We start from the raw sequence: 23,165 nt of genomic DNA, 5'->3' as shown, positions 1-23,165 counted from the left end.
ACGGCGGCGGCCCCGTCGTCAGCGCACGGATGCCCCTTCGCCGATCGTCGCGACCAGCCCCTCATCAGCGCCGAGGGCCGTCAGACGCGCGACCAGCGCGGTCGTCGCACGCGCGTACGGCTCGGAACTCGTGTACAGCAGCGACCGGCTGTTCGCGGCCTCGAGCAGCGCGACGAACTCGAAGGCCAGCTGGCGCGGGTCGTCCAGTCCCGTCAGCTCACCCGCGTCGACGGCGTACCGGATGCTGACCGTCAGATAGTCCTCCCAGTCGGTCGTCGCGGCGAGGATCGCATCCCGCACCGGTCCGGGCTTGGAGTCGAACTCCACGGCCGTCGCCGCGAAGAAGCATCCGCCGCGGAACACGCGATCGCGGGAGTAGGCGAGCCAGTTCGACAGGAGCGCGCACACGCGCGCCAGACCGCGGTCGGCTCGCGCGCGAGCGGGCGTGACGACATGATCCACGAACACCTCCCGCGCGGCGGCGACCACCGCGAGCTGCAGCTGTTCCTTGGAGCCGAAGAGGGTGGCCACGCCGCTCTTGCTGTGCCCCGCCGCGTCCGCAAGGCGCCCGATCGTGAGGCCCTCGAGTCCCTCGACGGACGCCGTGTCGACGGCGTGCGCGAGGATCGCGCGCCGGGACTCGCTGCCGCGCAATCGGCGGCCGTCGATCCGCACTTGCTCCATGGGACGACATTAGCGTACGATCGTTCGTATATCTAAGTACGATCGTTCGTATTGTCGCTGCAAGGGAGCATCATGAACGTCATCCGCATCGCCGCCGGTGGGGTCGCTCGCTCGATCGGCACCATCTCACCCGCGTCCGGGTCTGCGATGGCCATGCCGCTCTTCACAGCGGTGGCCAAGCCCCGCCCGGTGAGCACACGGGACCAGCCCACGATGTGGCGCGCGCGGCGGAGCACGCTGCGCATCGCCGGAGTGGATCGCCGCGGTGTCGACGTCTGCGTGTACGAATGGGGAACCGGCCCGCGTACCGTGGCGGTCCTCCACGGATGGGACGGGCGGACGAGCCAGTTCGCCGCACTGACGCGGGAACTGGTCGCCGAGGGCTACCGGGTCGTGGCGTTCGATGCGCCCGCGCACGGGGGATCGGGCGGCAGGCGCACCTACCTCGTGGACTGGACCGATGCGCTGACCGCGCTGCAGGACAGGCACGGCGTCTTCGCCGGCGTGATCGGGCACTCGTTCGGCGGCCTGGCGGCGCTGGTGGCCGTCGTCGGAGGGCTGAGCGCTGAGCGAGTCGTCACCGTGGCGGCGCCTGCCGATGCCGAGGCGCTGCTGTCGCAGTTCACCGCCGCGATGCGGTACTCCGACCGCGTGGCCGACGCGATGGCCGCGCGCTTCGCGCGCCGCTATTTCGCCGGCGACCCCGACCCGTTCGCCTGGCTGTCGGCGATCCGTCGCCCGCTTCCGGCAGGCATCCCTCTCCTCGTCATCCACGACGGAGGTGACCGGACGGTCCCGGCGAGCGAGGCCGACCGCATCCTCGCGGCTCACCCCGGCGCGCTGTCGCTGCGCACCCGCGACCTCGGGCACAACCGGATCCTCCGTGCCGATGAGGTGCTCGACGCGGTGCCGGCGTTCCTCGGCGCATCGACGACGCCGTCGGACGACGAGCGTCCCCGCGACGGCGCCGCCCCGCATGCCGAGCGCGCGTCGATCCTCGCGGCCCCGGAGTTCGTGACGGGCTGATCGCTGCCCACGCGGCTGTGCATGCGGAAGGGGCGCGCCGCCGGTGATCCGGCGACGCGCCCCTCGGTCGGCGCCGACTGGTGTCAGCCGCAGAACGACGGCGCGTACGGGACGGCGTCCTTCACGCTGACGGTCTCACCGGCGATCGTCGCGGTCACCGTGACCTCGACGGATCCGCTCGGGATGCTGCCCTCGCGAGTGGTGAAGGAGTGCGACCTGCTCTTTCCTGCGGGGAGCGAGGTCACCTCCTTCGTGCCGTACGGCGACTCGATGGTCGCCGACACCCGAACGTCCTCGCCGTTGGACAGCGTGACCACCTGCACCACCTTGCCCGCCACGCAGCGTGACGTCACGGCGGCGGTCACGGCCAGCTCCGATGCCTCCGCCACGGTGGTGACCGTCGACTCGTTGCCGGCGTTGTCGGTCGCGACCACCGTGATCGTCCGCTCCTCGAAGGCGCGGGGAAGCGTCGTGGTGGGCTCGCAGTCGGCCCAGGCCCCCTCGTCGACGCGGTACTGGCACGATGCCAGGCCGGAGTTCTCCGCCCCGTTCGCCGGTGCCGGATCGGCAGCCGACACCGTCAGCTCCGTGCCGTCGACGTCGGCCTCGACGGTCGGCGCCGTGAGGTCGAGCTTGTACGACACATCCGTCGTCCACAGCATCACGTCGTCACCGCCGAGCGAGGCATCCCGGTACTCCACCTGAGCCCAGTTGGTGCCCTCGACCGCGTTGACCGGCAGGGTCATGCCCTGCTCGATGCCGGAGTCGATCACCTCGTCCGAGACCGTTCGGGGGCCGTCGTTGTGACCTTCGACCAGTCGCAGCCATGCCGGTGCGAGGTCCGTGCCGTTGAAGTCGGTCCAGTCCACCTTGAGCTCGGGCACCTCGTTGATCCACTCGTCCTCGGTGACCTCGGTGCCGTTCTCCGTGACGATCGACGCCTCGACGTGGACCGGGGAGTTGTAGTGCGACATCACGCCCTCCCACTCCTCGAGCGTGACCGGCAGGACGGAGCCGTGGCGTGGGCTCACCGGAAGCGACCAGTACGGCGAGGTCGCCGACTGCGCCGTGCACGAGCTCGACAGGCCCGTCGTGTTGCACCACGACTGGCCGAGGTACTCCCACTCATTGGGGGCCTTGTCCATCGAGTCCGAGCGCCAGGCGACGTAGCCGCCGCCGGAGGCGTAGTCGATGAAGACGTACCACATGTCCTCGACGTTGTCCTTGAACACCAGCGGCCCCTCGAGGTTGCCGCCGTTCAGTCCAGGGATCTGCCACTTGCTCGAGCCGTCGGGGTTGCCCACCATCGTCCACGCGTTGGGGCTCTCCGTCAGCGGGGTGATGGGGTTGCGGTTGGTGACATACGGCGTGGTCTCCTCGGCGCCCCATGTGTCGTAGAGGTCATCCAGCGAGTCGATGTACTGCAGCAGGACCCGGAACCCGTTCTCGTCCTTCGTCAGACGGTAGATCCTGTCGTCCGCCGCGATCATCGTCGAGTCGATCATCCCCCAGCCCTGCTGGCCGGTGGACCGGTCGAGGTTGACCCAGGTGGTCGGTTCCGAGAACGTCACGAAGTCGCGCGTGGTCGCCATGCGGATGCGGTTGTACGAGATCTGCGAGGTGTTGCGGGTGTCGATGTTCTCGTCGGGGTACAGGTTCGAGGCCCAGAACACGATGTACTGACCGGTCTTCTCGTCGTAGAACGCCTCGGGCGCCCACACGTTGCCGGCGTGGTCGTCCTCGACCTTGACGAATCGGGGCTCGGACCAGTTGACGAGGTCGTCGGATTCGTAGACCACCAGGTCACGCGATCCGCGCGACTGCCGGTACGACCACGACTGACCGTCCTGGTACGTCTTCAGGTCGGTGGCCAGCAGGTAGAAGCGGTCGCCGTCGGCGGAGCGGATCAGTGAAGGGTCACGCAGGCCCATCTGGCCCTGGGGCGGGTTCACGGTCTGCAGGATGGGCTGCGAGACCGACGTGCCCTCGTCGTAGTTGACCTCGTACCAGTTGAAGGGGTCGTTGCCCTTGGACGCGCTGATCCAGATCTGCTCGCCGTTGCGGCCGCCGTCGTCTCCGCCGTGGAAGGAGGCGAACAGGTACCGCTCGTAGGTCTTTTCTTCGGGAAGCGGCGTGACGGTGACGTCATACGTGCAGGTCGCGACCTCGTCGCCCAGTGTCGCCGTGGCGGTCAGCGTCACCTCGACCGCCGGCGCGTCCGCGGCCGGGCGGGTCACCCAGCCGGATGTCGAGATGACGTCCGGCGCGCTGGACTGCCATGAGATCGTCGACCCGAACTCGCGTCCCGTGGTCGGCAGTTCGAGGTGTCCGCGCACGTCGGTCACATCCGTCTGAACCGCGGTGGTGCAGTCCACATGGGCGTTCCCGTCGGCGTTCTGGTTCAGCTCGCTGCGCAGCTGCGCGGCCGCCGGCGTCGCCGCCAGCATGGCGACCCCCAGCGCGCCGGCCAAGCCGGCGGCGAGGAATCGCACCGGTGCGCGCCCCCTCGATCTGCGACTGGACGTCGCGTGCGGTTTCGGCACATTCGCCATTGCATGCTCCTTCTCCGGTTGAACCTGGAGATCGACCCCAGGCGACAGGAAGAGCGCTCGCCGGACAGCTGCCGTCCTGCGGGAAGCGACGATCTCTCCGTTGAGGCTCATGCTCCGCGCCACTGCACGCGGAGCTGTATCCACGGTAGTTCGTTAGCGCTCACATTGGAAGCGCTTTCCCGGTTCGCGCGGAGCACGACGCCTCCGCCGTCGGTGCGGGCGGCTCAGAAGAGCCGCGCCGTCGCTTCTGCCCGCGGCGAGGTCGCGGCGGACGCCGTGCGCACCGTGGAGGCTGCTGCACGACCGCGCGAGGTCACGACGATCGGTGCTGAGGAGCGGGCGTCGGCGCGCGAGGCGAGACCGGCCACCGGTGTTCCTCGTGGGTGGTCGTCCTCGGCGCGCCCGTCGAGTCCGTGCACCCTCAGCAGCGGGCGCACCCGCTTGGCCAGCCACGCGCGATACGCCTTCGGAGCGTTCGCCGTCATGCCCGGATACAGGCCCCGGTACGACGAGACCAGCTCGGGGTGCCGCTCCTCGAGCCACTGCATGAACCACTGCTTCGCGCCGGGTCGCAGGTGCATCGCGCCGTAGACGACCCGCACGGCGCCTGCCTCCTTGATCCGCGTCAAGGCGTGATCGATCGCGGCGATGGAGTCGGTCAGGTGGGGGATGATCGGCATCATGAACACCGTCACGCGGAAGCCGGCGTCGGTCGCGGCGCGCACCGTGTCGAGTCGCGCGGTGGCACTCGGTGTGCCGGGCTCGATCAGCCGCTGCAGTTCGTCGTCGAACACCGCGATCGACATCGCGAGTGACACCGGCACCTGGGTGGCGGCATCCTTCAGCAGCGGAAGGTCACGCCGTAGGAGCGTGCCCTTCGTGAGGATCGAGAACGGCGTTCCGGACTCGGTCAGGGCCGACACGATGCCGGGCATGAGACGGTGGCGCCCTTCCGCCCGCTGGTACGGGTCGGTGTTGGTGCCGAGCATCACGGGGTCGCTGCGCCAGGTGCCGCGCCGCAGCTCCTTCTGCAGCACGTCGACGACGTTGATCTTGACGACGATCTGGCTGTCGAAGTCGCGGCCGGCGTCGAGCTCGAGGTACTCGTGCGTTCCCCGCGCGTAGCAGTACATGCACGCGTGACTGCACCCGCGGTACGGGTTCACGGTCCAGTCGAACGGCATCGCCGAGGCGCTCGGCACGTGATTCAGTGCCGACTTGCACAGCACCTCATGGAAGGTCATGCCGGCGAACTCGGGCGTCGTGACGGAGCGCACCAGACCGTTGAGCTGCTCCATGCCCGGGAGCGCCGCCGCGTCGGCGACTCCGAGTTCCTGACTTTGCCAGCGCATGGCTCCATGAGAACATACGTTCGATACTGCGTCAAGCGCTGCGCCGCGCACCGTCGAAGAGCTCGGCTTCGGGGTCGCGAGGACGCCGTTCGATGGCAAGAATGGAGCCGATGGCGTCCCCCTCGCCCGAAGCCCCTCTCACCCGTCGCGCCCTCTCGGCTGCGCGCGCACGGGAGGCCGCGGCTGCCCGCGCACGGGAGGACGCAGCTGCTCGCGCACGGCGCGAACGGCCGCCTGCGCTGCGCCGGACCGTCCTCAGCGCCGCCGGCACGCCGGTGGCGCGGCATGCCCGCCGGGCGCCTCGGCACTGGCGCTCGGTCGTGGCCGGCACCGCTCTCGTCGCCACGTTCCTCCTCGCCTCCAGCGCCGGCGTCACAGCGGCGCTGATGCCGGACCCGCAGGCACCCGTCGCCGCCGCGACGCCGGCGGCCGAGCGGCAGGAGATCCGCGCGGTGATCGCAGCTCCCGGCTCGTCCGACGGGGAGCGGGCATCCGACCCGCCGCCCCCCGCGACGACACCGCCGCCTGTGGAGTCTGTGACCGGAGAGCAGCTGTGCGACCATCCCGACGTGGTGGCCGCGCTGGCCGCGGGGAACGACGCCGCCGTCATCGCGGCCGCGGGAGGCGCCGAGCCGTTCCGGGCCGCCGTCGCCGCGGGAGCGGCGGGATGCATCCGCCTCGATGATCCCGCTCGCACGTGGGTCGTCGTGAACAAGCTCCGCCCGTACACGCCGGTGGACTACGTCCCGCAGTCGCTCGTCCCCCCCGAGGGCGTCCGCAGTGTCGACACCGCGACCCTTCGGGCCGATGCCGCAGCGGCGCTGAGCGCCATGGTCGCCGCCGCTGCGGCAGCCGGCGCGGGGGAGATCGGGATCGAGAGTGCCTACCGCTCGTACCAGACGCAGCATTCGTCCTACAGCGCCCAGGTGTCTATGCGCGGCACCGAGCAGGCCGACCTCGTCAGCGCGCGCCCGGGTCACAGTGAGCACCAGTCCGGCCTCGGGGTGGATGTCATCCCCTGCGACGGACAGTGCCGGACCATCGACGATCTCGCGGCGTCGCCGCAGGGCGCCTGGGTCGCGCAGCACGCGTGGGAGTACGGCTGGATCGTGCGCTACGTCGACGGCGCCACGGGAGTCAGCGGCTATCTGCCCGAGCCGTGGCACTTGCGCTACATCGGACCCGAGCTCGCGCGGGCGTATCACGTGGGCGGATGGAAGACCCTCGAGGAGTTCTTCGGGCTTCCACCCGCGCCGTCGTACGCCGGCTGAGGCGTACGCCGGCTGAGGGGCGCGCCACGGGCCCGGGTCGTGGGGCTGGTGGCGGCATCCCGGATTCCCCTGCGCCCGACCATGACCCGCTCAGACGTGAGCCGCCGCGCCGGCGGCTGCCGAGTCGATGAGGTTGCTCTTGCTCAAGGACTCACCCGACTGAACAGCGTCAAGCCACGCGGTGGTCGGGGCCACTGCCGCGAAGTTCGAATGGAGCAGGGCGAGCAGGGTCGTGTGCACTGTCTTGGCATCGACGGAGCCTGCTTCGTTGGCGATGTCAATCGCTCCGGTTGCATCCGAGAGCACCTCGACGCTGATGCCATGTGCCTCTGCTTCTGCAGCGGACGCGAGGACGCAGTTGTTCGTCATGTATCCCGTGAGCGTGATGGTGTCGATCCCCTGCTCTCGGAACCACTCATCGAGCCCAGTGCCGGGAAAGATCGAGCTGTACTGCTTGACGACGCTCTTCCACGTCGCCGCATCGCGCTCCTCAAGGGAGGAGTGCAGGCGGAACTGCGGCGTGGAGGGGCTGAAGGCCGGGGCCCCTTCGCTCATCGCGTGCTGAACCATCACGACGGGAATGCCGACGCGCTCGGCGGCGTCGATGGCGTCGTTGATTCGCTGGATCGATTCGTCGCGGGGCGGGTACTGAATGCGCAGCCGACCGGTGAAGTACTCCTGCTGAGCATCGATCACAATCAGGGCGCGGCGGGCGGGAGTCATGTCTCCTCCTGGGTTGCGGGTGTGGACCTGTCCCAGACTCGTTCAACCGACGACGTGCCACAATTGGCGCAAATGCACACTAACGATGAGTTCGCGCCATCCCTGCGGGCGCGAATGAGGATCGCGATCTATGCCTTCGACGGTGCGACGATGTTCCATCTGTCCATTCCCCAGATGGTGTTCGGCGAGGTCCGCAGGCAGCGCCTCGCCGAGTGGGAAACCGAGCTCTTCAACGAGGACGGTTCGGATATCAAGACCGCGGAGGGGTACCGGCTCGGAGGACTCGCCGACCTCAGCGCCGCGGACGGCGCAGACATCATCGTCCTGCCGTCCTGGCACAGCGATCATCGGCAGCCTTCCGCCGCACTGAGTGAGGCGTTGCGGGCTGCGCACGTTCAGGGTGCCGTGGTTGCGGGCCTTTGCCTCGGCGCGTTCCCGGTGGCCGAGAGTGGACTGCTGTCATCGCGCACCGCGGTGACCCATTGGCAGTCCATGGGCGAGTTCAGCTCGCGATACCCGAGCATCGCTGTCGACCGCACCGTCCTGTACATCGACCATGGGGATGTGCTGACATCTGCTGGCACCGCCGCCGCCGTCGATGCCTGCTTGCACATCGTCCGCTCCCGCCTCGGCGCCGAGGCCGCGAACCGGGTGGCGCGCAGCCTCGTCGTCGCCCCCCACCGCGACGGCGGCCAGGCGCAGTACATCGATCGCCCAGTACCGCAGCCGAACTCCGCGAGCCCGATCTCGCGCGCGCTCGAGTGGGCTTCCGAACGTCTGGAGGAGCCGCTGGGTGTCGAGGACCTGGCCCGTGCGGCGCACATGAGCTTGCGCAGCTTCATCCGCGCATTCAAGAGCAGCACCGGCACGACGCCTGCGAGCTGGCTGCGCGAGCGGCGTCTCGAGGAGGTCAAGCGCCTGCTGGAGATGACGGATCTGAGTATCGACACCGTTGCCGCGCGTTGCGGATTCGCCAGCCCCGTGACCATGCGTCAGAGCTTCGCTCGCGCCTTTGCGACGACCCCGTCGGAGTACCGGCGCCGTTTCGCTCTGCATCGCGCGGATCGGTCGCGAGCACAGCTCGCGAACAAGGCATCCGTGGCAGGCTCCGACGGCGACTGAACTGCTCTCAACGAGGTTCGCTCCTCACACCGATGCCGCGAACGCGCCTCATCTTGACATGCGCGCCGTTGGGTGGAAACGTTTACGATGACATATTGGAAACGATTCCAACGCCCTCGAAGGAGAGAGCCGTGCCGCGAGTGACCATCACGCAGCTCGCCGCCCACGCGGGCGTGTCGATCGCATCGGCGTCTCGGGCGCTGAACGGTCAGATCGCCAGCGCCGAAACCGTGGCGAAGGTGCGGAAGGCCGCCGCCGAGCTGGGATACGTCCCGGATGCCGCGGCACGGTCGCTCAAGCTCCGCCGCACGCAGCAGCTGGCCTATGCCGTGGCCGACATCGGGAACCCGGTCTACGTCGAGATGATGACGGCGATCGAGAAGATCGTCTCGGCATCCGGCTTCCGGCTGGTCATCTCGTCGACGGGGACGACGTCCTCGTCGCTCGAGGTCGTGCGCGACCTCGGCAAGGGCTACGTCGACGGCATGATCCTCTCGCCGCTGCGCGTCACGGCCGAGCTGCTCGACGCGCTCGACGACGCTCCGGTCCCGGTGGTGGTGCTGGGGCGCGTCCCGGACGCGGCGAGCCTGGACTCCGTGCGGGCGGATTCGCTGACCGGTATGCGCCTGGTCGTGGACCACCTGGTCGCCGAGGGACGCCGCGACATCCTGTTCCTCAACGGCCCGAGCGACACGACGCCCGGTGTGGTGCGCTCCGAAGGCTTCGCCGCCGCCGTCTCGGCGCATCCGGGTGTGCGCAGCCGCGTCGCCTCGGCCGCCGACTTCACCATCGTCGACGGGTACCGGGCGGCGATGACCGCCCTCGAGGGCTGCGGCGACGAGCGACCGGATGCCATCGTCGCAGCCAACGACCTCATGGGGATCGGCGCGCTCCACGCCGCCGACGACCTGGGCTGGTCCGTGCCCGACGACCTCGCCGTCACCGGGATGGACAACACGCAGCTGGCCGAGGTCACGCGGCTGGGCCTGACCAGTGTCGATCTCGGCGCCGAGGAGCGCGGCCGCGTCGCGGCGGACCTGCTCCTCACGCGCTTGGCCGATCCCGACCGCCCGGTGCGCACGGTCACCGTCGCACCCTCGCTCGTCGTGCGCGGCTCGTCGGTGCGCGAAGCCGCCGTCCGCGGTGTGGAGAGGAGCGCCGGATGAGCGCCACCGTGACCCGGACCCCGTCGACCACGACGACCCCGCCGAAGGTGCGGCGGCTCGGTCCGCGCGCTCGCGCCGAGCGCCGCGAGGCGATCGTCCTGGTCGTGCCGGCGCTGCTGCCGATCCTGATCTTCTCGGTGATCCCGCTCGCCAGCGGCGTCGCGCTCGGCTTCACCGACGCGACGCTCCGGCGCAACGACGACATCGACTTCATCGGCCTGGGCAACTTCATCGAGCTCGCCGGCGACCACCGGTTCTGGGGCTCCTTCGGCATCGGCATCGTGTGGGCGGGCTCCGTCGCGCTGCTCACGCTGGTGTCGGCGATGGGGCTGGCGCTGCTGCTCAACAGCAACCTGCGGCTGAAGTCGCTCACGCGCGTGCTGGCCCTCATCCCGTGGGCGATGCCCCCGGTGGTCATCGCGATCGTCTGGCGCATGATCTACAACCCGAACTCCGGGCCGCTCAACGGGTTCCTCGAGTCCATCGGCCTCGACGGCGTGAACTGGCTCGGCGACTTCTCGACGGCCCTGCCCGCCGTGATCGTGGTCGGCGTGTGGTCGGGCATCCCGCAGACGACCGTTCTGCTGCTGGCCGGCATGCAGTCGATCGCTCCCGAGCTGCACGAGGCCGCCGCCGTCGACGGCGCCAACGCCGCGCGCCGCTTCTGGCACGTCACGCTCCCCGCCCTGCGACCGGTCATCATCGCCGTGACGACGCTCGACTTCATCTGGCAGTTCAACTCGTTCGGCCTCATCTACGTGCTCACCGAGGGAGGACCGGGCGGTCGCACGATGATCCCGCCGCTGTTCACCTACCTTGAGGCCTTCCGCAACCGCGAGATCGGCTACGCGTCGGCGATGGGCGACGTGCTCGTGATCGCGATCATGCTCATCCTCTCGCTGTACCTCATCCATCAGTTCCGTCAGGCCAAGGAGCGTCGCGCATGAACGGCCGCCGCTGGTACGCGACGGCGCTGATGTACGTCGCGCTCGCCGCCTATCTCCTCTTCCTCGGCTTCCCGCTGCTGTGGCTGCTGTCGGCATCCTTCAAGTCGTCGGCCGAGCTCAACTCGCTCGCGGTCAACCTCCTGCCCGCCGTGTGGGAGTTCGGCAACTACGTCACCGCGCTGGAGCGGCAGAACCTCATCACGGCCGCCGGCAACTCGCTGCTGGTCTCGATCGCGACCATGATCCTCACGGTGCTGCTGTCGATGCCGATGGCCTACGCACTGGCCCGGCTGAAGGGCAGGCTCCGCGCGGCCGGGACGATCTGGATCCTCACCAGCCAGGTGTTCCCCACGATCCTCATCATCATCCCGCTGTTCCTCGTACTGCGGACGATCCAGCTCAACGACACCCTGCTCGGACTCATCCTCGTCTACGTCACCTTCACGATGCCGTTCACGCTGTGGATGCTGCAGGGCTATGTCGCCGCGATCCCGCGGGAGCTCGAGGAGGCGGCCGAGGTGGACGGCGCGACGCGGCTGACGATCCTGCGCCGCGTGGTGCTGCCGCTCCTGGCCCCCGGTCTCGTCGCGACGGCGATGTTCACGTTCGTGTCGGCGTGGAACGAGTTCTTCCTCGCGCTCGTGCTCATCCAGAGCCCCGAGCTGTACACCCTGCCGATCGCGCTGCGGTCCTTCCTCGGCGCCGAGGGGCAGACCCAGCTCGGGCCGCTCGCGGCCGGCGCGATCCTGGCCACCATCCCGTCGCTGATCATCTTCAGCATCCTGCAGAGAAAGCTCACCGGCGGCATGCTCGCCGGTGCGGTCAAGGGTTGATCCCCTTCAAGAGAAAGGCAGTCATCATGCGAAGCACCATCCGAGGCATCGGTGCCTTGGCATTCGTCGGCGCCGCCGCCCTCGCGCTCAGCGCGTGCCAGCAGGGCAGTGCGAGCCGCGACAACGAGGGCGGCGACGGCGTCACCCTCCAGTTCCAGTCCCTCTCCGATCAGCCGGCGACGCAGCAGGCCGTGCAGCAGATCGTGGATGCCTGGAACGAGGACAACCCGGACGTGCAGGTCGAGATCATCCAGGCGGGATGGGACGGCACGTACGACAAGCTCATCACGCAGTTCACCGGCGGCACGGCGCCCGACATCATCCACTTCGAGGCGTCGTCGATCACCTCGTTCGCGCAGGACGGCTACCTCGCCGACCTCACCGACCTGATCGACCCCGAGCTGCGAGACGACATCTCCGACGGCATCTGGGAGTCGGTGACGGTCGACGACCAGATCATCGCCTACCCGTCGACGCTGCAGTCGTACATGGTGTTCGCGAACACCGATCTGCTCGAGCAGGCCGGCGTCGAGATCCCCACCGGCGACACCATGACGTGGGACGAGTTCCAGCAGATCGCCGCCGCGACCACCGCCGAGGGCCGCTACGGCGTCGGCTGGGGCCTCGGCTCGCCGACGGCGACCATGATGAGCCTGTCGCTCGGCTTCGACGGGGGCTATTTCGAAGGCGAGGGCGACGAGGCGACGATCGAGGTCGGCGCCGACGAGCTCGCCGTTCCCGAGCGCATCCACGAGATGGCCTACACCGACCGCTCGATCGACCCGACGTCTCTGACCCAGTCGGGGTCGGACGTGCTGGCCTCGTTCTACGGCGGCACCGTCGCGATGACCGTGCAGGGGTCGTTCCAGGCGACCAATATCGCCAACGACGCGCCGGAGGGGCTCAACTGGACGGTCCTGCCGCCGCTCGAGGGCAGCGCCGGAGCCGTGCAGGCGGCCAACCCGCAGACCTACTCGGTGAACGTCGACTCGGAGTACGTCGAGGAGTCCGCCGACTTCCTCAACTTCTTCATGAGCGCCGACAACCTGGCGCAGCTCGCGTACGCCGACGCGCTGATCCCGTCCTCGCAGGGCGCGCGCGACGCCGTCGCCGAGCTCGCGGCCGACGCGACCGGCTGGGACCAGATCCTCGCCTCCGGTGAGGGACTCGTCGGCCCGCCCTTCCTCAAGGCGAACAGGTACACCGAGTGGAAGGACACCATCGCGACGCCGGCCTTCCAGCAGTACCTCGCGAACCAGATCACCACCGAGCAGCTGGCAGCCCAGCTGAGCGACGGCTGGACCGAGATCAACGGCTGAGCCGGCGCAACCCGGGGCGGGTTCGCGCGAGCGGCCCGCCCCGGGACCACGGGAACGAGCGAAAACGGATGAGGATGATGGACGGGTTGCAGGATCGGGTCGCGGGCGTGCTCGCGGGAGCGGCGGTGGGCGACGCCCTGGGCGGAGCGACCGAGGGGTGGACGCCCGCGCAGATCGAGGAGCGCCACGGCGGACGGGTGACCGGGATCGTGGGCCCGTTCCTGCCCGATTGGCGCACGGCCCGCCCCATCGCCCCGTATCACAAGGGCGACGGGCACGTCACGGACGACACCCTCATGACGCACGCGCTCGTGCAGGTCTACGCCCAGCGCCGCACCCACCTGGACGCGTATCACGTGGCCAGCGACCTGGTGCCGCTCATGATCGGCGAGCGCCGCTGGGTGCCCGAGCTGGAAGACGAGGCGCTGATCCTGCAGCGCGTCTTCCTGGCCGAGAAATGGCTCGTCGCCAAGCTCCACTACGGCCACGCCGACCCGCGCGAGGCCGGGGTCGGCAACATCGTCAACTGCGGCGCGACCATGTACATGGCGCCCGTGGGCCTGGTCAACATCGGCGATCCGGAGGGCGCGTACGCCGAGGCCATCGACATCGCCGGCGCGCACCAGGCCTCGTACGGACGCGAAGCGGCCGGCGTGTTCGCCGCAGCCGTCGCCGCCGCGGCGGCGCCCGGCGCCCGCGTCGCCGATGTGCGCGAGGCATCCCTCGCCGTCGCGCACGACGGCACGGCCGCCGCCATCCGCGCGGTGCTCGACGCCGTCGACGACTTCGTCGCCTCGGGCGGCTCGGACGACCCGCGCGCGCTCGGCCAGGTCGTGCGCGCGGCGGTGGCTCCGTTCGACACCGTGGGGGACGAGTACCGCGCTCCGGCGATGGATGCCCGGCTTCCTTCGCGCACCAAGTCGATCGAAGAGCTGCCTGTCGCCCTCGGGTTCGTGGTCGCGCACCGCGGCGACCTGCGGGCGGCGGTTCTGGATGCCGTCAACTACGGCCGCGACTCCGACTCGATCGCCACGATGGCCGGCGCCATCTGCGGCGGCCTCGGCGGGCTCGCCGCGGTGCCCGATGAGTGGGTCTCGCGCGTGGTCACCGCGAGCCGCCTCGACCTCGACGGCGTCATCGACGCGATGACCGATGTGGTGCGCGAGGTCGCGCAGCGCGACGCTGAACGGGCGCGGGCCCGCAGCATGGCGATCGACGCCGTGCTCGCGGGACGCTGGGACAGCGGGGCCGCGGCATGAGGCTGACATGGGCGCAGCCCGAGGACCTCGTCCCGGCCGAGCTGCAGGCGCTGCGCGAGCAGGGTGTGCCGGACGCGGAGCTCGCGGCCATCGAGGACCGGTGGGAGCGCGCCGGCGGCTCCACCGAGGTCGCGCCCGGCGGCGCGAGCGCCGTTGCGGCGTCGCCGGAGGTGCGCGCGCTCGCCCGAGAGCTGCTCGACGAGCTGCAGGCGTTCCACCGCCCCGACCCGGATGAGCCGGACGAGTGGTCCGACATCGAACGGCTGCTGCCGGCACCGCGGACGACGGCACGCCCGGCCGCGGTGCCTTTCGACCGCGTGCACGGCGCGTGGCTCGGCCGGGCGGCGGGATGCCTCCTGGGCAAGCCCGTCGAGAAGATCCCGCGCGCCGGCATCGAGGAGATCGCCCGCGCCACCGGGAACTGGCCCATCACGGGCTACTTCACCGCCCGTGGGCTGACGGACGAGATCGCCGGGCGCTGGCCGTGGAATCGACGGTCGGCGGCGACCTCGCTCATCGAGAACATCGACGGGATGCCCGAGGACGACGACCTCAACTTCCCCCTGGTCGCGCTGGAGCTGCTCGAGACGCACGGCGGCGCGCTGACCACCGACGACGTGGCGACCGCGTGGCTGGCCTCCCTGCCGGCGGGACGCGTGTTCACCGCGGAGCGCGCTGCGTACCGCAACATCCTCGACGCGCGGCCTGTCCCCGAGACGGCGACGTACCGCAACCCGTTCCGCGAGTGGATCGGCGCCCTCATCCGCACCGACGTGTACGGGTGGGCGCACCCCGGCGATGTCCGGGCGGCCGCCGCCGCGGCGTGGGTCGACGCCCGGCTCAGCCACACCCGCAACGGCGTCTACGGCGCGATGTGGTCGGCGGCGATGTGCTCGGCGGCGCTCGTGAGCGACACCGCATCGGCGGTGCTCGATGCCGCGGACGGCGTCGTGCCGCCGGCATCCCGTCTCGCGCGCGCGGTCGCGCTCGGACGCGAACTCGGAGCCGACCTCGCCGCGGGCCGACGCGACACCGCGGCGGCGCTGGACGTGCTGCATGAGGAGTACGCCGGCATGCACTGGGTCCACACCCTCAACAACGCCGCGCTCATCGCCTGCGCGATCGAGGGGTCGTCCGGCCGCTTCGACGCCGGCATCACCCTCGCCGTCACGGGCGGCTGGGACACCGACTCCGCCGGCGCGACCGTCGGCTCGGTGCTCGGCGCGCTCACCGGGGCCTCCGGCATCGATCCGGCGTGGACCGAGCCGCTGCACGACCGCCTGGCGACCTCCATGCCCGGCGGCGAGCACCGCTCGATCCGCCGCCTCGCCGAGCGGACCGCCGCCCTCCCCGAGCGGGTGGCACCGGCATGAGCGTCGTGGTGGTCGGAAGCGTGAACAGCGACATCGTCGCCCGCGTCGCGCGCATCCCGGGACCGGGCGAGACCGTGCTCGGCGCCGACCTCGCCCGCACCAGCGGCGGCAAGGGTGCGAATCAGGCCGTCGCCGCCGCGCGCGCCGGCGGTGCCGTCGTCGCGTTCGTCGGCGCCGTCGGGGACGACAGCGACGGCGCAGCGCTGCGCGCGCAGCTCGCCGCGGACGGCATCGACGTGTCGGGGCTCGAGACGGTGCCCGAGCCGACGGGCACCGCCCTGATCTCGGTCGGCGCGGACGGTGAGAACGCCATCGTCGTCGTGCCCGGGGCCAACGGCGCCCGGGACCGTCTGGCCGAGGCCCAACGCCGGCTTGTGGAGCGCGCGGACGTGCTCGTCACGCAGCTCGAGGTTCCCGCGCGCCTCGTGCTCGCAGCCGCCGCGGCGCGGCCGGACAGCGCCCTGCACGTGCTGAACGCCGCCCCGTCGGCGCCGCTCGTCGAGCACGCCGACGAGCTGCTGCCGACCGTCGACGTGCTCGTGGTGAACGAGCACGAGGCGCTCGACGTCAGCGGGGACAGCGACATCGAGACGGCTCTGGTCACCCTGTCCGCCCGCGTTCCGGCCGTCGTCGTCACCCTGGGGGCGGCCGGATGCCTCGTGATCACCGACGGCGCGCGGCACCGGGTCGCCGCGTTCCCCGCGCGCGCGGTGGACACCACCGGTGCCGGCGACACCTTCTGCGGTGTGTTCGCGGCGACCCTCGCGGCCGAGGTCTCACGCGCGCGCCCGGACGGGGCGATGCTCGCCCGCGCCGCGGAGGCCGGATGCGCCGCGGCGGCCCTCGCCGTCGGCCGACCCGGTGCGCAGGAGGCGGTCCCCACCCGCGACGAGGTGACGGCGCTGCTGGCGACCCGGGCGCCGGAGGCGCACCCGTGAGCGGCGGCTTCGATCCGCTGGTGCCGCGCGAGATCGACCTGCCGACACCCGTGCCGCTCGACGTCGACCTCGCCATCGACGACGACGCCGCACGCGTGCTGGACGACGCCAAGATCTTCGCCGCACCCGAAGACCCCTCTGACATCCCGCGCTGGCGCGAGCAGCTCGCCGCCTGGCGTGCGAGCGCCCGCCGACGGCACGGAGAGACGGAGCGATACAGCGATCCGGCGTCCGCGTGGGCGAGCCGCTGCTTCACGGTCGCGCAGGTCTGGCTGTGGGACGAGCTGTTCTTCGACTTCGACGCGCAGCGGTTCACGCCCGAGCGGTTCCTCGCCGACGCGCGCGAGCGGTTCGGCGGGCTCGACGGCGTCGTGCTGTGGCACGCGTACCCGGTCATCGGCATCGACGACCGCAACCAGTGGGACTTCTACGGAGTGCCGGGGCTCGAGGAAGCCGCTGCGACGCTGCGGAACGCGGGCGTCGCTGTCTTCGTCGACTACAACCCGTGGGACACCGGCACGCGCCGGGGCGGCCCCGACGCGGACGAGCTCGCCGACACCGTCCGCCGTCTCGGTGCGGACGGGGTCTTCCTCGACACCCTGAAGAAGGCCGACCCCGAGCTCGTCTCCGCGCTGGATGCCGCCCGCCCGGGCATCGGCCTCGAGGGGGAGTCGAAGCTCGCCACCGAGCGGATCGCGGACCACACGCTGTCGTGGGCGCAGTGGTTCGCCGACTCCGAGGTGCCCGGCGTGCTGCGGGCACGGTGGTTCGAGCGTCGGCACATGCAGCACCACATCCGCCGCTGGCACCGTGACCACTCCGGCGAGCTGCGCTCCGCGTGGCTCAACGGCGTCGGGATCATGGTGTGGGAAGTGGTCTTCGGCGTCTGGGTCGGCTGGAACGATCGCGACAGCGCGACGCTGCGCCGGATGCTGCCCGTCCAGCGCACCTTCCACCGGTGGCTGACAGAGGGAGAGTGGATGCCGCTCGCCGTCGTCGACGGTCCGCTCGCCGGATCCGACTTCGCTCTCGACGGCGTGACGCTGACACTGCTCGCGAACGCCGGCGCGGTCGATCTGACGTACCGGCCCGAGGGGGACGGTCGATGGGTCGGGCTGCACGAGCCCGGCGCTCCCGTGACCGAGGCGCCGCCCGTGATCACCGTGCCCGCGCACGGCATCGCCGCCCTTCTTCACGTCCCGGACGGCGCGTCGACGCCCGAGGGCGTCGACGCCGTGCGCGCGGCGCTCGCCGACGAGCCGCCGGTGGCTGACGCGTCATTCCCGCACCGGCCGGCACGCCGACTCGCCCCGCCCGCTTGGACCGGGCCCGTGGCATCCGTCGCCGAGCGCGACCGGCTCGCGAGCGGCGCCGTGCCCGTCGCCCCGGGCGAGTACGTCCTCACCGTGCGGTTCCGCGCACGCGAGACCGGGATGTACGACGGCGCGCCGTACGTCGACGAGTGGAAGCCGCTCCCCCCGCGCCTGCACGACCAGCGCACCGTGGAGCGTGCGGTCGAGATCGCGCGTGGCATCCGCGTCGCCGCCGCCGAGGTCACCGAGGCCGACTACGCGCGCTTCCTCGAGGCGATCGGCGAGCCGGTGCCCGACGCGCGGTCGGCCGACCGGCCGGCGACGAGCGTCACCTTCGCCCGCGCCCGGCAGTACGCCGCGTGGGCGGGCGGGCGCCTGCCCACCGAGGACGAGTGGCAGCTGGCCGCCGAGCGTCCCGGCTTCCGCCGCCTGTCCCCCGAGGTGTGGAACTGGACCGAATCGGAGCACAGCGACGGCCGCACCCGCTTCGTGATGCTCAAGGGCGGCAGCGCCCACGTCTCCGAAGGCTCTGACTGGTACTTCGACGGCGGCGTGCGCGGACCCGAGTTCGCGGCGAAGCTGCTGCTTCCCGGACTCGGGATCGACGCCTCGCCGTCGATCGGCTTCCGCGTCTGCTGGGAGGACGTTGCATGAGTCCACTGCAAGGCCTGAGGGTGATCGATGCCTCCACCCTCTTCGCCGGACCCATGGCGGCGATGCACCTCGGCGATATGGGCGCCGACGTCATCAAGGTCGAGCACCCGCGCAAGCCCGATCCCGCCCGTGGCCACGGACCGAGCAAGGACGGGCACAACCTGTGGTGGAAGACGCTCGGGCGCAACAAGCGCACGATCGCGGTCGACCTGCACACCGAAGGCGGACGCGAGGTCTTCGTGCGGCTGGCGGCGACGGCCGACGTGGTGATCGAGAACTTCCGGCCCGGCACGCTCGAGCGGTGGGGCCTCGGCTACGCCGAGCTCTCGGCCGCGAACCCCGGGCTCGTGCTCGCACGCGTCACCGGGTTCGGGCAGATCGGGCCGTACCGCAACCGGCCCGGCTTCGGCACGCTCGCCGAGGCGATGAGCGGATTCGCGGCAGCGACCGGCGAGCCCGACGGGCCGCCCACGCTGCCGCCGTTCGGGCTCGCCGACGGCATCGCCTCGCTCGCCACCGCGTACGCCATCATGGTGGCGCTGCGCTCGCGCGATGCGACGGGGCAGGGTCAGGAGGTGGATGTGGCGATCATCGAGCCGATCCTCGCGATGCTCGGTCCGCAGATCACCCGGTGGGACCAGCTCGGCACGATCCAGCCGCGCACCGGCAACCGGTCGACGAACAACGCGCCCCGCAACGCCTACCGCACCGCCGATGGGTCGTGGGTCGCCGTCTCGACGAGCGCGCAGTCCATCGCCGAGCGGGTGGTGCGCCTCGTCGGGCGCCCCGAGCTCGCCGACGAACCGTGGTTCGCCTCCGGCGCCGAGCGCGCCGCCCACGCCGACGTCCTCGACGAGGCGGTCGGCGGCTGGATCGCGCAGCACAGTCGCGATGAGGTGATCGCGGCGTTCGAGAAGGCCGAGGCCGCCGTCGCCCCGATCTACGACGCGAGCGACATCGTCGCCGACCCGCAGTACGCCGCCATCGGCACGATCCACCGCATCGACGACCCCGACCTCGGCGACATGGCGATGCAGGGACCGCTGTTCCGGATGTCGCGCGACGAGGCATCCATCGCCTTCACGGGTCGCGCGCACGGTGCCGACACCGATGCGGTGCTGCGCGAGCTCGACTACGACGACGCGCGAGTGGCCCAGCTCCGCGCCGACGGAAGCGTCGCATGAGCGTCGTCGTCACGGCGCTGTACGTTCCCGGCGACCGTCCAGACCGCATCGCCAAGGCTCTGCGCGCCGGCGCCGACGCCGTGATCGTCGACCTCGAGGACGCCGTCGCGCCCGCCCACAAGCAGGAGGCCCGCGACGCACTGAGCGGCCTCGCCGATGCGATCGCCGCGGCTGCGGCCGAAGGCTCCTCCCCGGGCGTCCAGGTGCGGGTGAACGCCCGGGGCTCGGAGTGGCACGAGCCCGACATCTCCGCGCTCGCCGCACTGCCGGAGGCCGTCGGGGTCCGCCTGCCCAAGACCCAGTCGCCCGGCGACGTGGCCGCCCTGCGCGTGGCCCTTCCCGGGCGCGAGATCCACGCGCTTCTCGAGTCGGCTCTCGCGGTCGAGCGGGCCTTCGAGATCGCGTCGGCCGGCGTCGCGTCGCTCGCGCTCGGCGAGGCCGACCTGCGCGCCGAGCTCGGCGTGCCCGCCGGTCGCGACGGTGAGGACGGACTGCGCTGGGCGCGGAGCCGGCTGGTCAACGCCGCCGCGGCGGCCGGGCTGCCGGCGCCGCTGATGAGCGTCTACGCCGACGTGGCCGACCTCGACGGGCTGGCGTCGAGCTGTCGCGAGGGTCGCATGCTGGGGTTCGGCGGGCGCACCGCCGTGCACCCGCGCCAGATCGCGGTGATCGACGAGGTCTTCGCTCCGACGGCCGAGGAGGTGGCTCGCGCCGAAGAGGTGGTCCGCCGGGTGGGCGCCGCCGCGGCGGACGGCACCGGCACGGTCGTCCTCGACGACGGGACCTTCCTCGACATCGCGATGGTGCGCGCCGCCGAGCGGGTGCTCGCCCGCGCCCGTCGCGCCTGAGGCGGCCGCCCGCGCCGGCGCCCTCTTCTTACACCGATGGGTTCGGGCCGGACGAGATGCGAACGGGACCGAGCGTGCGGCCCTACGGGTTGATGACGAGGACGTCGCCGGGCTGAAGGGTCGGCCAGGCGTCGTTGGCGACGAGGAGGGTGACGTAGTCGACGCAGAATCGCTCGCCGATGCTTGTCCCGGCGTCGCCCGGCTGGACAGTGTAGGTCTCGACGGCGCCGTCGGCATCGAGAGTGACCGGACCGGACGCGTATTCGAGTGGTCCGCGATCCGGACGAGGCGACGGCTTCGCGGCACCGGCGTACCCGCCTACCGCGGCGAAGTCGTCGCATCCGATCGCCCATGCAGCGGCCTGCAGCGGATCCGTAGGTGTCGGTTCGGGCGTCGGCTCGGTGACCGGCTCGGCGCTCGGGTCCGCCGTTGCGGTGAGGTCGCCGATGCCCTCTGCTGTGTCCTGCGCTGCCTGCACGATGGAAGCGGCCGCGGGGACCGCGAGAGCGACGAGGCCGCCGACGACAACCACTGCAGCTCCAGTGGTGATCTTGGCGGCGAGGTCCACGCACATCAACGTAATGGGACTTGGCGCGTCAGCGCCAGCGTCGGCTCACGGCATCCGCTCGGTGAAACTGAGTACCCTGGATCGTGGGACGTGATCCCACGGACTTGGCGGCCGGCCGCCGCTCGACGATGAGAGGAAGGGTGCGCATGGAGCGCGACATCTACGACGAGGACCACGAGGCGTTCCGAGACGTCGTCAAGGAGTTCATCAAGCGCTTCGCATCCGAGCAGAAGCGGCAGCAATGGGACCGCGAAGGCGAGATCGACCGCGCCACGATGCTCGCGGCCGGTGAGGCCGGCATCATCGGCCTGTCCGTCCCCGAGGAGTTCGGCGGGGCCGGGATGCTGCAGGACTACCGCTTCCGCTCGATCGTGCTCGAGGAGACGATCGGCGCGGGGCTCGGGTCGCTCTCGGGTGCCCTCGGCATCCAGGACGACCTCGCGGTGCCTTACATCGCGCACATGGGAACGCCGGAGCAGAAGCAGAGGTGGCTGCCCGGCATGGCGACGGGCGAGATCCTCGGTGCTTTGGCGATGACGGAGCCGGGGGCGGGCAGCGACCTGCGCGGCATCAAGACGACCGCGCGCAGGGTCGAGGGCGGTTACATCGTCAACGGCGCGAAGACCTTCATCTCGTCGGGCAAGACGGCCGACATGGTGGTGACCTTCGTCAAGACCGGCGAAGGCAACCGCCCGGATGCTTTCAGCCTGCTGATCCTCGAGGACGGCATGGAGGGCTTCGATCACGGCAAGAAGCTCGAGAAGATGGGCTTCCACGGTTGGGACACCGCCGAGCTGTCGTTCAGCGACGTCTTCGTGCCCGAGGAGAACCTCATCGGGGGACGCGAGGGCCAGGGCTTCGTGCAGCTGATGATGAATCTGCCGCTGGAGCGTCTGTCGATCGGCGTCGCCGCCGCGGCGGCCGGTGAAGCGGCATACGTTTGGACCAGGGACTACACCCTCAGCCGTGAGGCGTTCGGGCAGTCGGTCGCCGACTTCCAGAACACGCGGTTCAAGCTCGCCGACATGGCCACCACCGTCGATGTCATGTGGGCGTACGTCGACCGCGCGATGATGCTCTACAAAGACAGCAAGCTCACCGCCGAAGAGGCCGCGAAGGTCAAGTACTGGGCCACCGAGCGCGAGTGGGAGCTGCTCGACATCGGCGTGCAGCTGCACGGCGGCTACGGCTACATCACCGAGTACCCGATCGCCCGGGCGTTCCTCGACGCGCGTGTGCACCGTATCTATGGCGGCACGAACGAGATCATGCGCGACATCGTCGCGCGTCAGATCGTCGGCAAGCGCTGAGGGTCACGCCCCACCCGGGTCGTTGACCGAGCGTAGAGAGTTGAAACCCTGCACCGAAGAGGCGCTCGTATACGGCACCCTCGCGGGCTTCTTCATCGGGCGGACTGAACGTGCATCCCGCCGATTGCGCGGCCAGAGCGGCCGTGGTGGCTCGTATCCGCTAGCGGGCGACGCCCCTAGCCCCGTGTCCGGCACTTGCGCGAAGCGCCCGTTCGAGGACCGCGACCGCTAGCCGAGCACCGTAGACCGTTGTTGGGCCTCGCGACGGCGCGTAGCTTGGCCCGCAAGTGAGGTCACGCCGATGAGGCCAACCAGACTCCCGCCGACGAGGCCGACGGACCAGCGTGGGTCAGGACCCATCCGGAGAATCTGGCCTGTGTATGGGTCCTGGAAAACGCACAATCCGCCGTACGGCAGAACGGAGAACTCGGTCCAGGCGCGGAAACCGCCCTCACCGAATGGTTGGAACGTCGTGGAGCAGTTCTCCGCACCAACCAAGAGCGGCATCAGGCCCACCGCAAGGCAACTCACCACGAGATATCCGCCGACCGTCAAGGCGAGGATGCCCGCAATCGTTCGTCGGTCACTCATGTCGCCCACGGTAGGCCGCGCACCTTGTCTGCCGCCATCCTCGGCGTGCGGTAGCCCACCGGCAATCGTGCGGTGAGCGACCGCCGATGCGGCCTACCGGGTCTCAGCGGCGAGTGCGGGTGGTGGGCGCGG

At 70.7% G+C, this 23,165-nt stretch carries 20 protein-coding genes; 14 read left to right on the top strand and 6 right to left on the bottom strand.

Annotated elements, in window-relative coordinates; genetic code table 11:
- Window positions 1-18: 18 nt before the first annotated feature.
- Window positions 19-684 carry a TetR/AcrR family transcriptional regulator gene (locus AC5RVZ_RS12505; protein ID WP_494066081.1) on the bottom strand — a complete coding sequence of 222 codons (666 nt, stop codon included), beginning with the start codon at window positions 682-684 and terminating at the stop codon, window positions 19-21.
- Between the two features lie 72 nt (window positions 685-756).
- Here AC5RVZ_RS12505 and AC5RVZ_RS12500 point away from each other — a divergent pair, with 72 nt between their 5' ends.
- On the top strand, window positions 757-1,710 hold the full coding sequence (locus AC5RVZ_RS12500; RefSeq protein ID WP_494066080.1) for an alpha/beta fold hydrolase: 954 nt from the start codon (window positions 757-759) through the stop codon (window positions 1,708-1,710).
- Window positions 1,711-1,793: 83 nt separating this feature from the next.
- Here the strand turns inward: AC5RVZ_RS12500 and AC5RVZ_RS12495 are convergent, their stop codons facing one another.
- Window positions 1,794-4,262: an immunoglobulin-like domain-containing protein gene (locus AC5RVZ_RS12495; protein WP_494066079.1), complete on the bottom strand. Its 2,469-nt coding sequence runs from the start codon at window positions 4,260-4,262 to the stop codon at window positions 1,794-1,796.
- Window positions 4,263-4,486: 224 nt separating this feature from the next.
- A complete protein-coding gene (locus tag AC5RVZ_RS12490) occupies window positions 4,487-5,614 on the bottom strand; it encodes an Rv2578c family radical SAM protein (protein ID WP_494066078.1) in 1,128 nt (375 codons plus the stop codon).
- A gap of 110 nt (window positions 5,615-5,724) precedes the next feature.
- Here AC5RVZ_RS12490 and AC5RVZ_RS12485 point away from each other — a divergent pair, with 110 nt between their 5' ends.
- A complete protein-coding gene (locus AC5RVZ_RS12485; protein WP_494066077.1) occupies window positions 5,725-6,885 on the top strand; it encodes a M15 family metallopeptidase in 1,161 nt (386 codons plus the stop codon).
- Window positions 6,886-6,975: 90 nt separating this feature from the next.
- Here AC5RVZ_RS12485 and AC5RVZ_RS12480 read toward each other — a convergent pair whose 3' ends face one another.
- The gene (locus tag AC5RVZ_RS12480; protein WP_494066076.1) at window positions 6,976-7,608 is read right to left on the bottom strand and encodes an isochorismatase family protein; all 633 of its coding nucleotides are present in this window, start codon (window positions 7,606-7,608) and stop codon (window positions 6,976-6,978) included.
- Between the two features lie 21 nt (window positions 7,609-7,629).
- Here AC5RVZ_RS12480 and AC5RVZ_RS12475 point away from each other — a divergent pair, with 21 nt between their 5' ends.
- From AC5RVZ_RS12475 to AC5RVZ_RS12425, 11 genes are all read left to right on the top strand, one after another.
- Complete coding sequence (locus AC5RVZ_RS12475) at window positions 7,630-8,730, top strand: GlxA family transcriptional regulator (RefSeq protein WP_494066075.1); 1,101 nt, start codon at window positions 7,630-7,632, stop codon at window positions 8,728-8,730.
- Window positions 8,731-8,861: 131 nt separating this feature from the next.
- Complete coding sequence (locus AC5RVZ_RS12470; protein WP_494066074.1) at window positions 8,862-9,896, top strand: LacI family DNA-binding transcriptional regulator; 1,035 nt, start codon at window positions 8,862-8,864, stop codon at window positions 9,894-9,896.
- Entirely contained in the window at window positions 9,893-10,843 is a 951-nt protein-coding gene (locus AC5RVZ_RS12465; protein WP_494066073.1) for a carbohydrate ABC transporter permease, read from the top strand. The genes AC5RVZ_RS12470 and AC5RVZ_RS12465 overlap by 4 nt, the downstream gene beginning before the upstream one ends.
- A complete protein-coding gene (locus AC5RVZ_RS12460; protein ID WP_494066072.1) occupies window positions 10,840-11,676 on the top strand; it encodes a carbohydrate ABC transporter permease in 837 nt (278 codons plus the stop codon). The genes AC5RVZ_RS12465 and AC5RVZ_RS12460 overlap by 4 nt, the downstream gene beginning before the upstream one ends.
- Window positions 11,677-11,702: 26 nt before the next feature.
- Entirely contained in the window at window positions 11,703-12,995 is a 1,293-nt protein-coding gene (locus tag AC5RVZ_RS12455) for an ABC transporter substrate-binding protein (RefSeq protein ID WP_494066071.1), read from the top strand.
- Between the two features lie 68 nt (window positions 12,996-13,063).
- Window positions 13,064-14,254: an ADP-ribosylglycohydrolase family protein gene (locus AC5RVZ_RS12450; RefSeq protein ID WP_494066070.1), complete on the top strand. Its 1,191-nt coding sequence runs from the start codon at window positions 13,064-13,066 to the stop codon at window positions 14,252-14,254.
- A complete protein-coding gene (locus AC5RVZ_RS12445) occupies window positions 14,251-15,627 on the top strand; it encodes an ADP-ribosylglycohydrolase family protein (protein WP_494066069.1) in 1,377 nt (458 codons plus the stop codon). The genes AC5RVZ_RS12450 and AC5RVZ_RS12445 overlap by 4 nt, the downstream gene beginning before the upstream one ends.
- Window positions 15,624-16,565 (top strand): PfkB family carbohydrate kinase, encoded by a 942-nt coding sequence (locus tag AC5RVZ_RS12440; RefSeq protein WP_494066068.1) that lies wholly within the window; start codon window positions 15,624-15,626, stop codon window positions 16,563-16,565. Before AC5RVZ_RS12445 ends, AC5RVZ_RS12440 begins: the two co-directional genes overlap by 4 nt.
- A complete protein-coding gene (locus tag AC5RVZ_RS12435; RefSeq protein WP_494066067.1) occupies window positions 16,562-18,532 on the top strand; it encodes an SUMF1/EgtB/PvdO family nonheme iron enzyme in 1,971 nt (656 codons plus the stop codon). Before AC5RVZ_RS12440 ends, AC5RVZ_RS12435 begins: the two co-directional genes overlap by 4 nt.
- Window positions 18,529-19,716 (top strand): CaiB/BaiF CoA transferase family protein, encoded by a 1,188-nt coding sequence (locus AC5RVZ_RS12430; protein WP_494066066.1) that lies wholly within the window; start codon window positions 18,529-18,531, stop codon window positions 19,714-19,716. The genes AC5RVZ_RS12435 and AC5RVZ_RS12430 overlap by 4 nt, the downstream gene beginning before the upstream one ends.
- The gene (locus AC5RVZ_RS12425) at window positions 19,713-20,564 is read left to right on the top strand and encodes an HpcH/HpaI aldolase/citrate lyase family protein (RefSeq protein WP_494066065.1); all 852 of its coding nucleotides are present in this window, start codon (window positions 19,713-19,715) and stop codon (window positions 20,562-20,564) included. Before AC5RVZ_RS12430 ends, AC5RVZ_RS12425 begins: the two co-directional genes overlap by 4 nt.
- 82 nt (window positions 20,565-20,646) lie before the next feature.
- Here the strand turns inward: AC5RVZ_RS12425 and AC5RVZ_RS12420 are convergent, their stop codons facing one another.
- Window positions 20,647-21,132, bottom strand: coding sequence for a hypothetical protein (locus tag AC5RVZ_RS12420; RefSeq protein ID WP_494066064.1), 486 nt, complete (start codon window positions 21,130-21,132; stop codon window positions 20,647-20,649).
- 146 nt (window positions 21,133-21,278) lie between these two features.
- Here AC5RVZ_RS12420 and AC5RVZ_RS12415 point away from each other — a divergent pair, with 146 nt between their 5' ends.
- The gene (locus AC5RVZ_RS12415) at window positions 21,279-22,442 is read left to right on the top strand and encodes an acyl-CoA dehydrogenase family protein (RefSeq protein WP_494066063.1); all 1,164 of its coding nucleotides are present in this window, start codon (window positions 21,279-21,281) and stop codon (window positions 22,440-22,442) included.
- 228 nt (window positions 22,443-22,670) lie between these two features.
- Here the strand turns inward: AC5RVZ_RS12415 and AC5RVZ_RS12410 are convergent, their stop codons facing one another.
- Window positions 22,671-23,033 carry a hypothetical protein gene (locus AC5RVZ_RS12410; protein ID WP_494066062.1) on the bottom strand — a complete coding sequence of 121 codons (363 nt, stop codon included), beginning with the start codon at window positions 23,031-23,033 and terminating at the stop codon, window positions 22,671-22,673.
- Between the last annotated feature and the right edge of the window lie 132 nt (window positions 23,034-23,165).

This window comes from Arthrobacter sp. Cza30 (genome assembly GCF_059090765.1).
The sequence above is the reverse complement of the archived record's forward strand: the minus strand, read 5'-3'. Positions and strand labels throughout refer to the sequence as shown.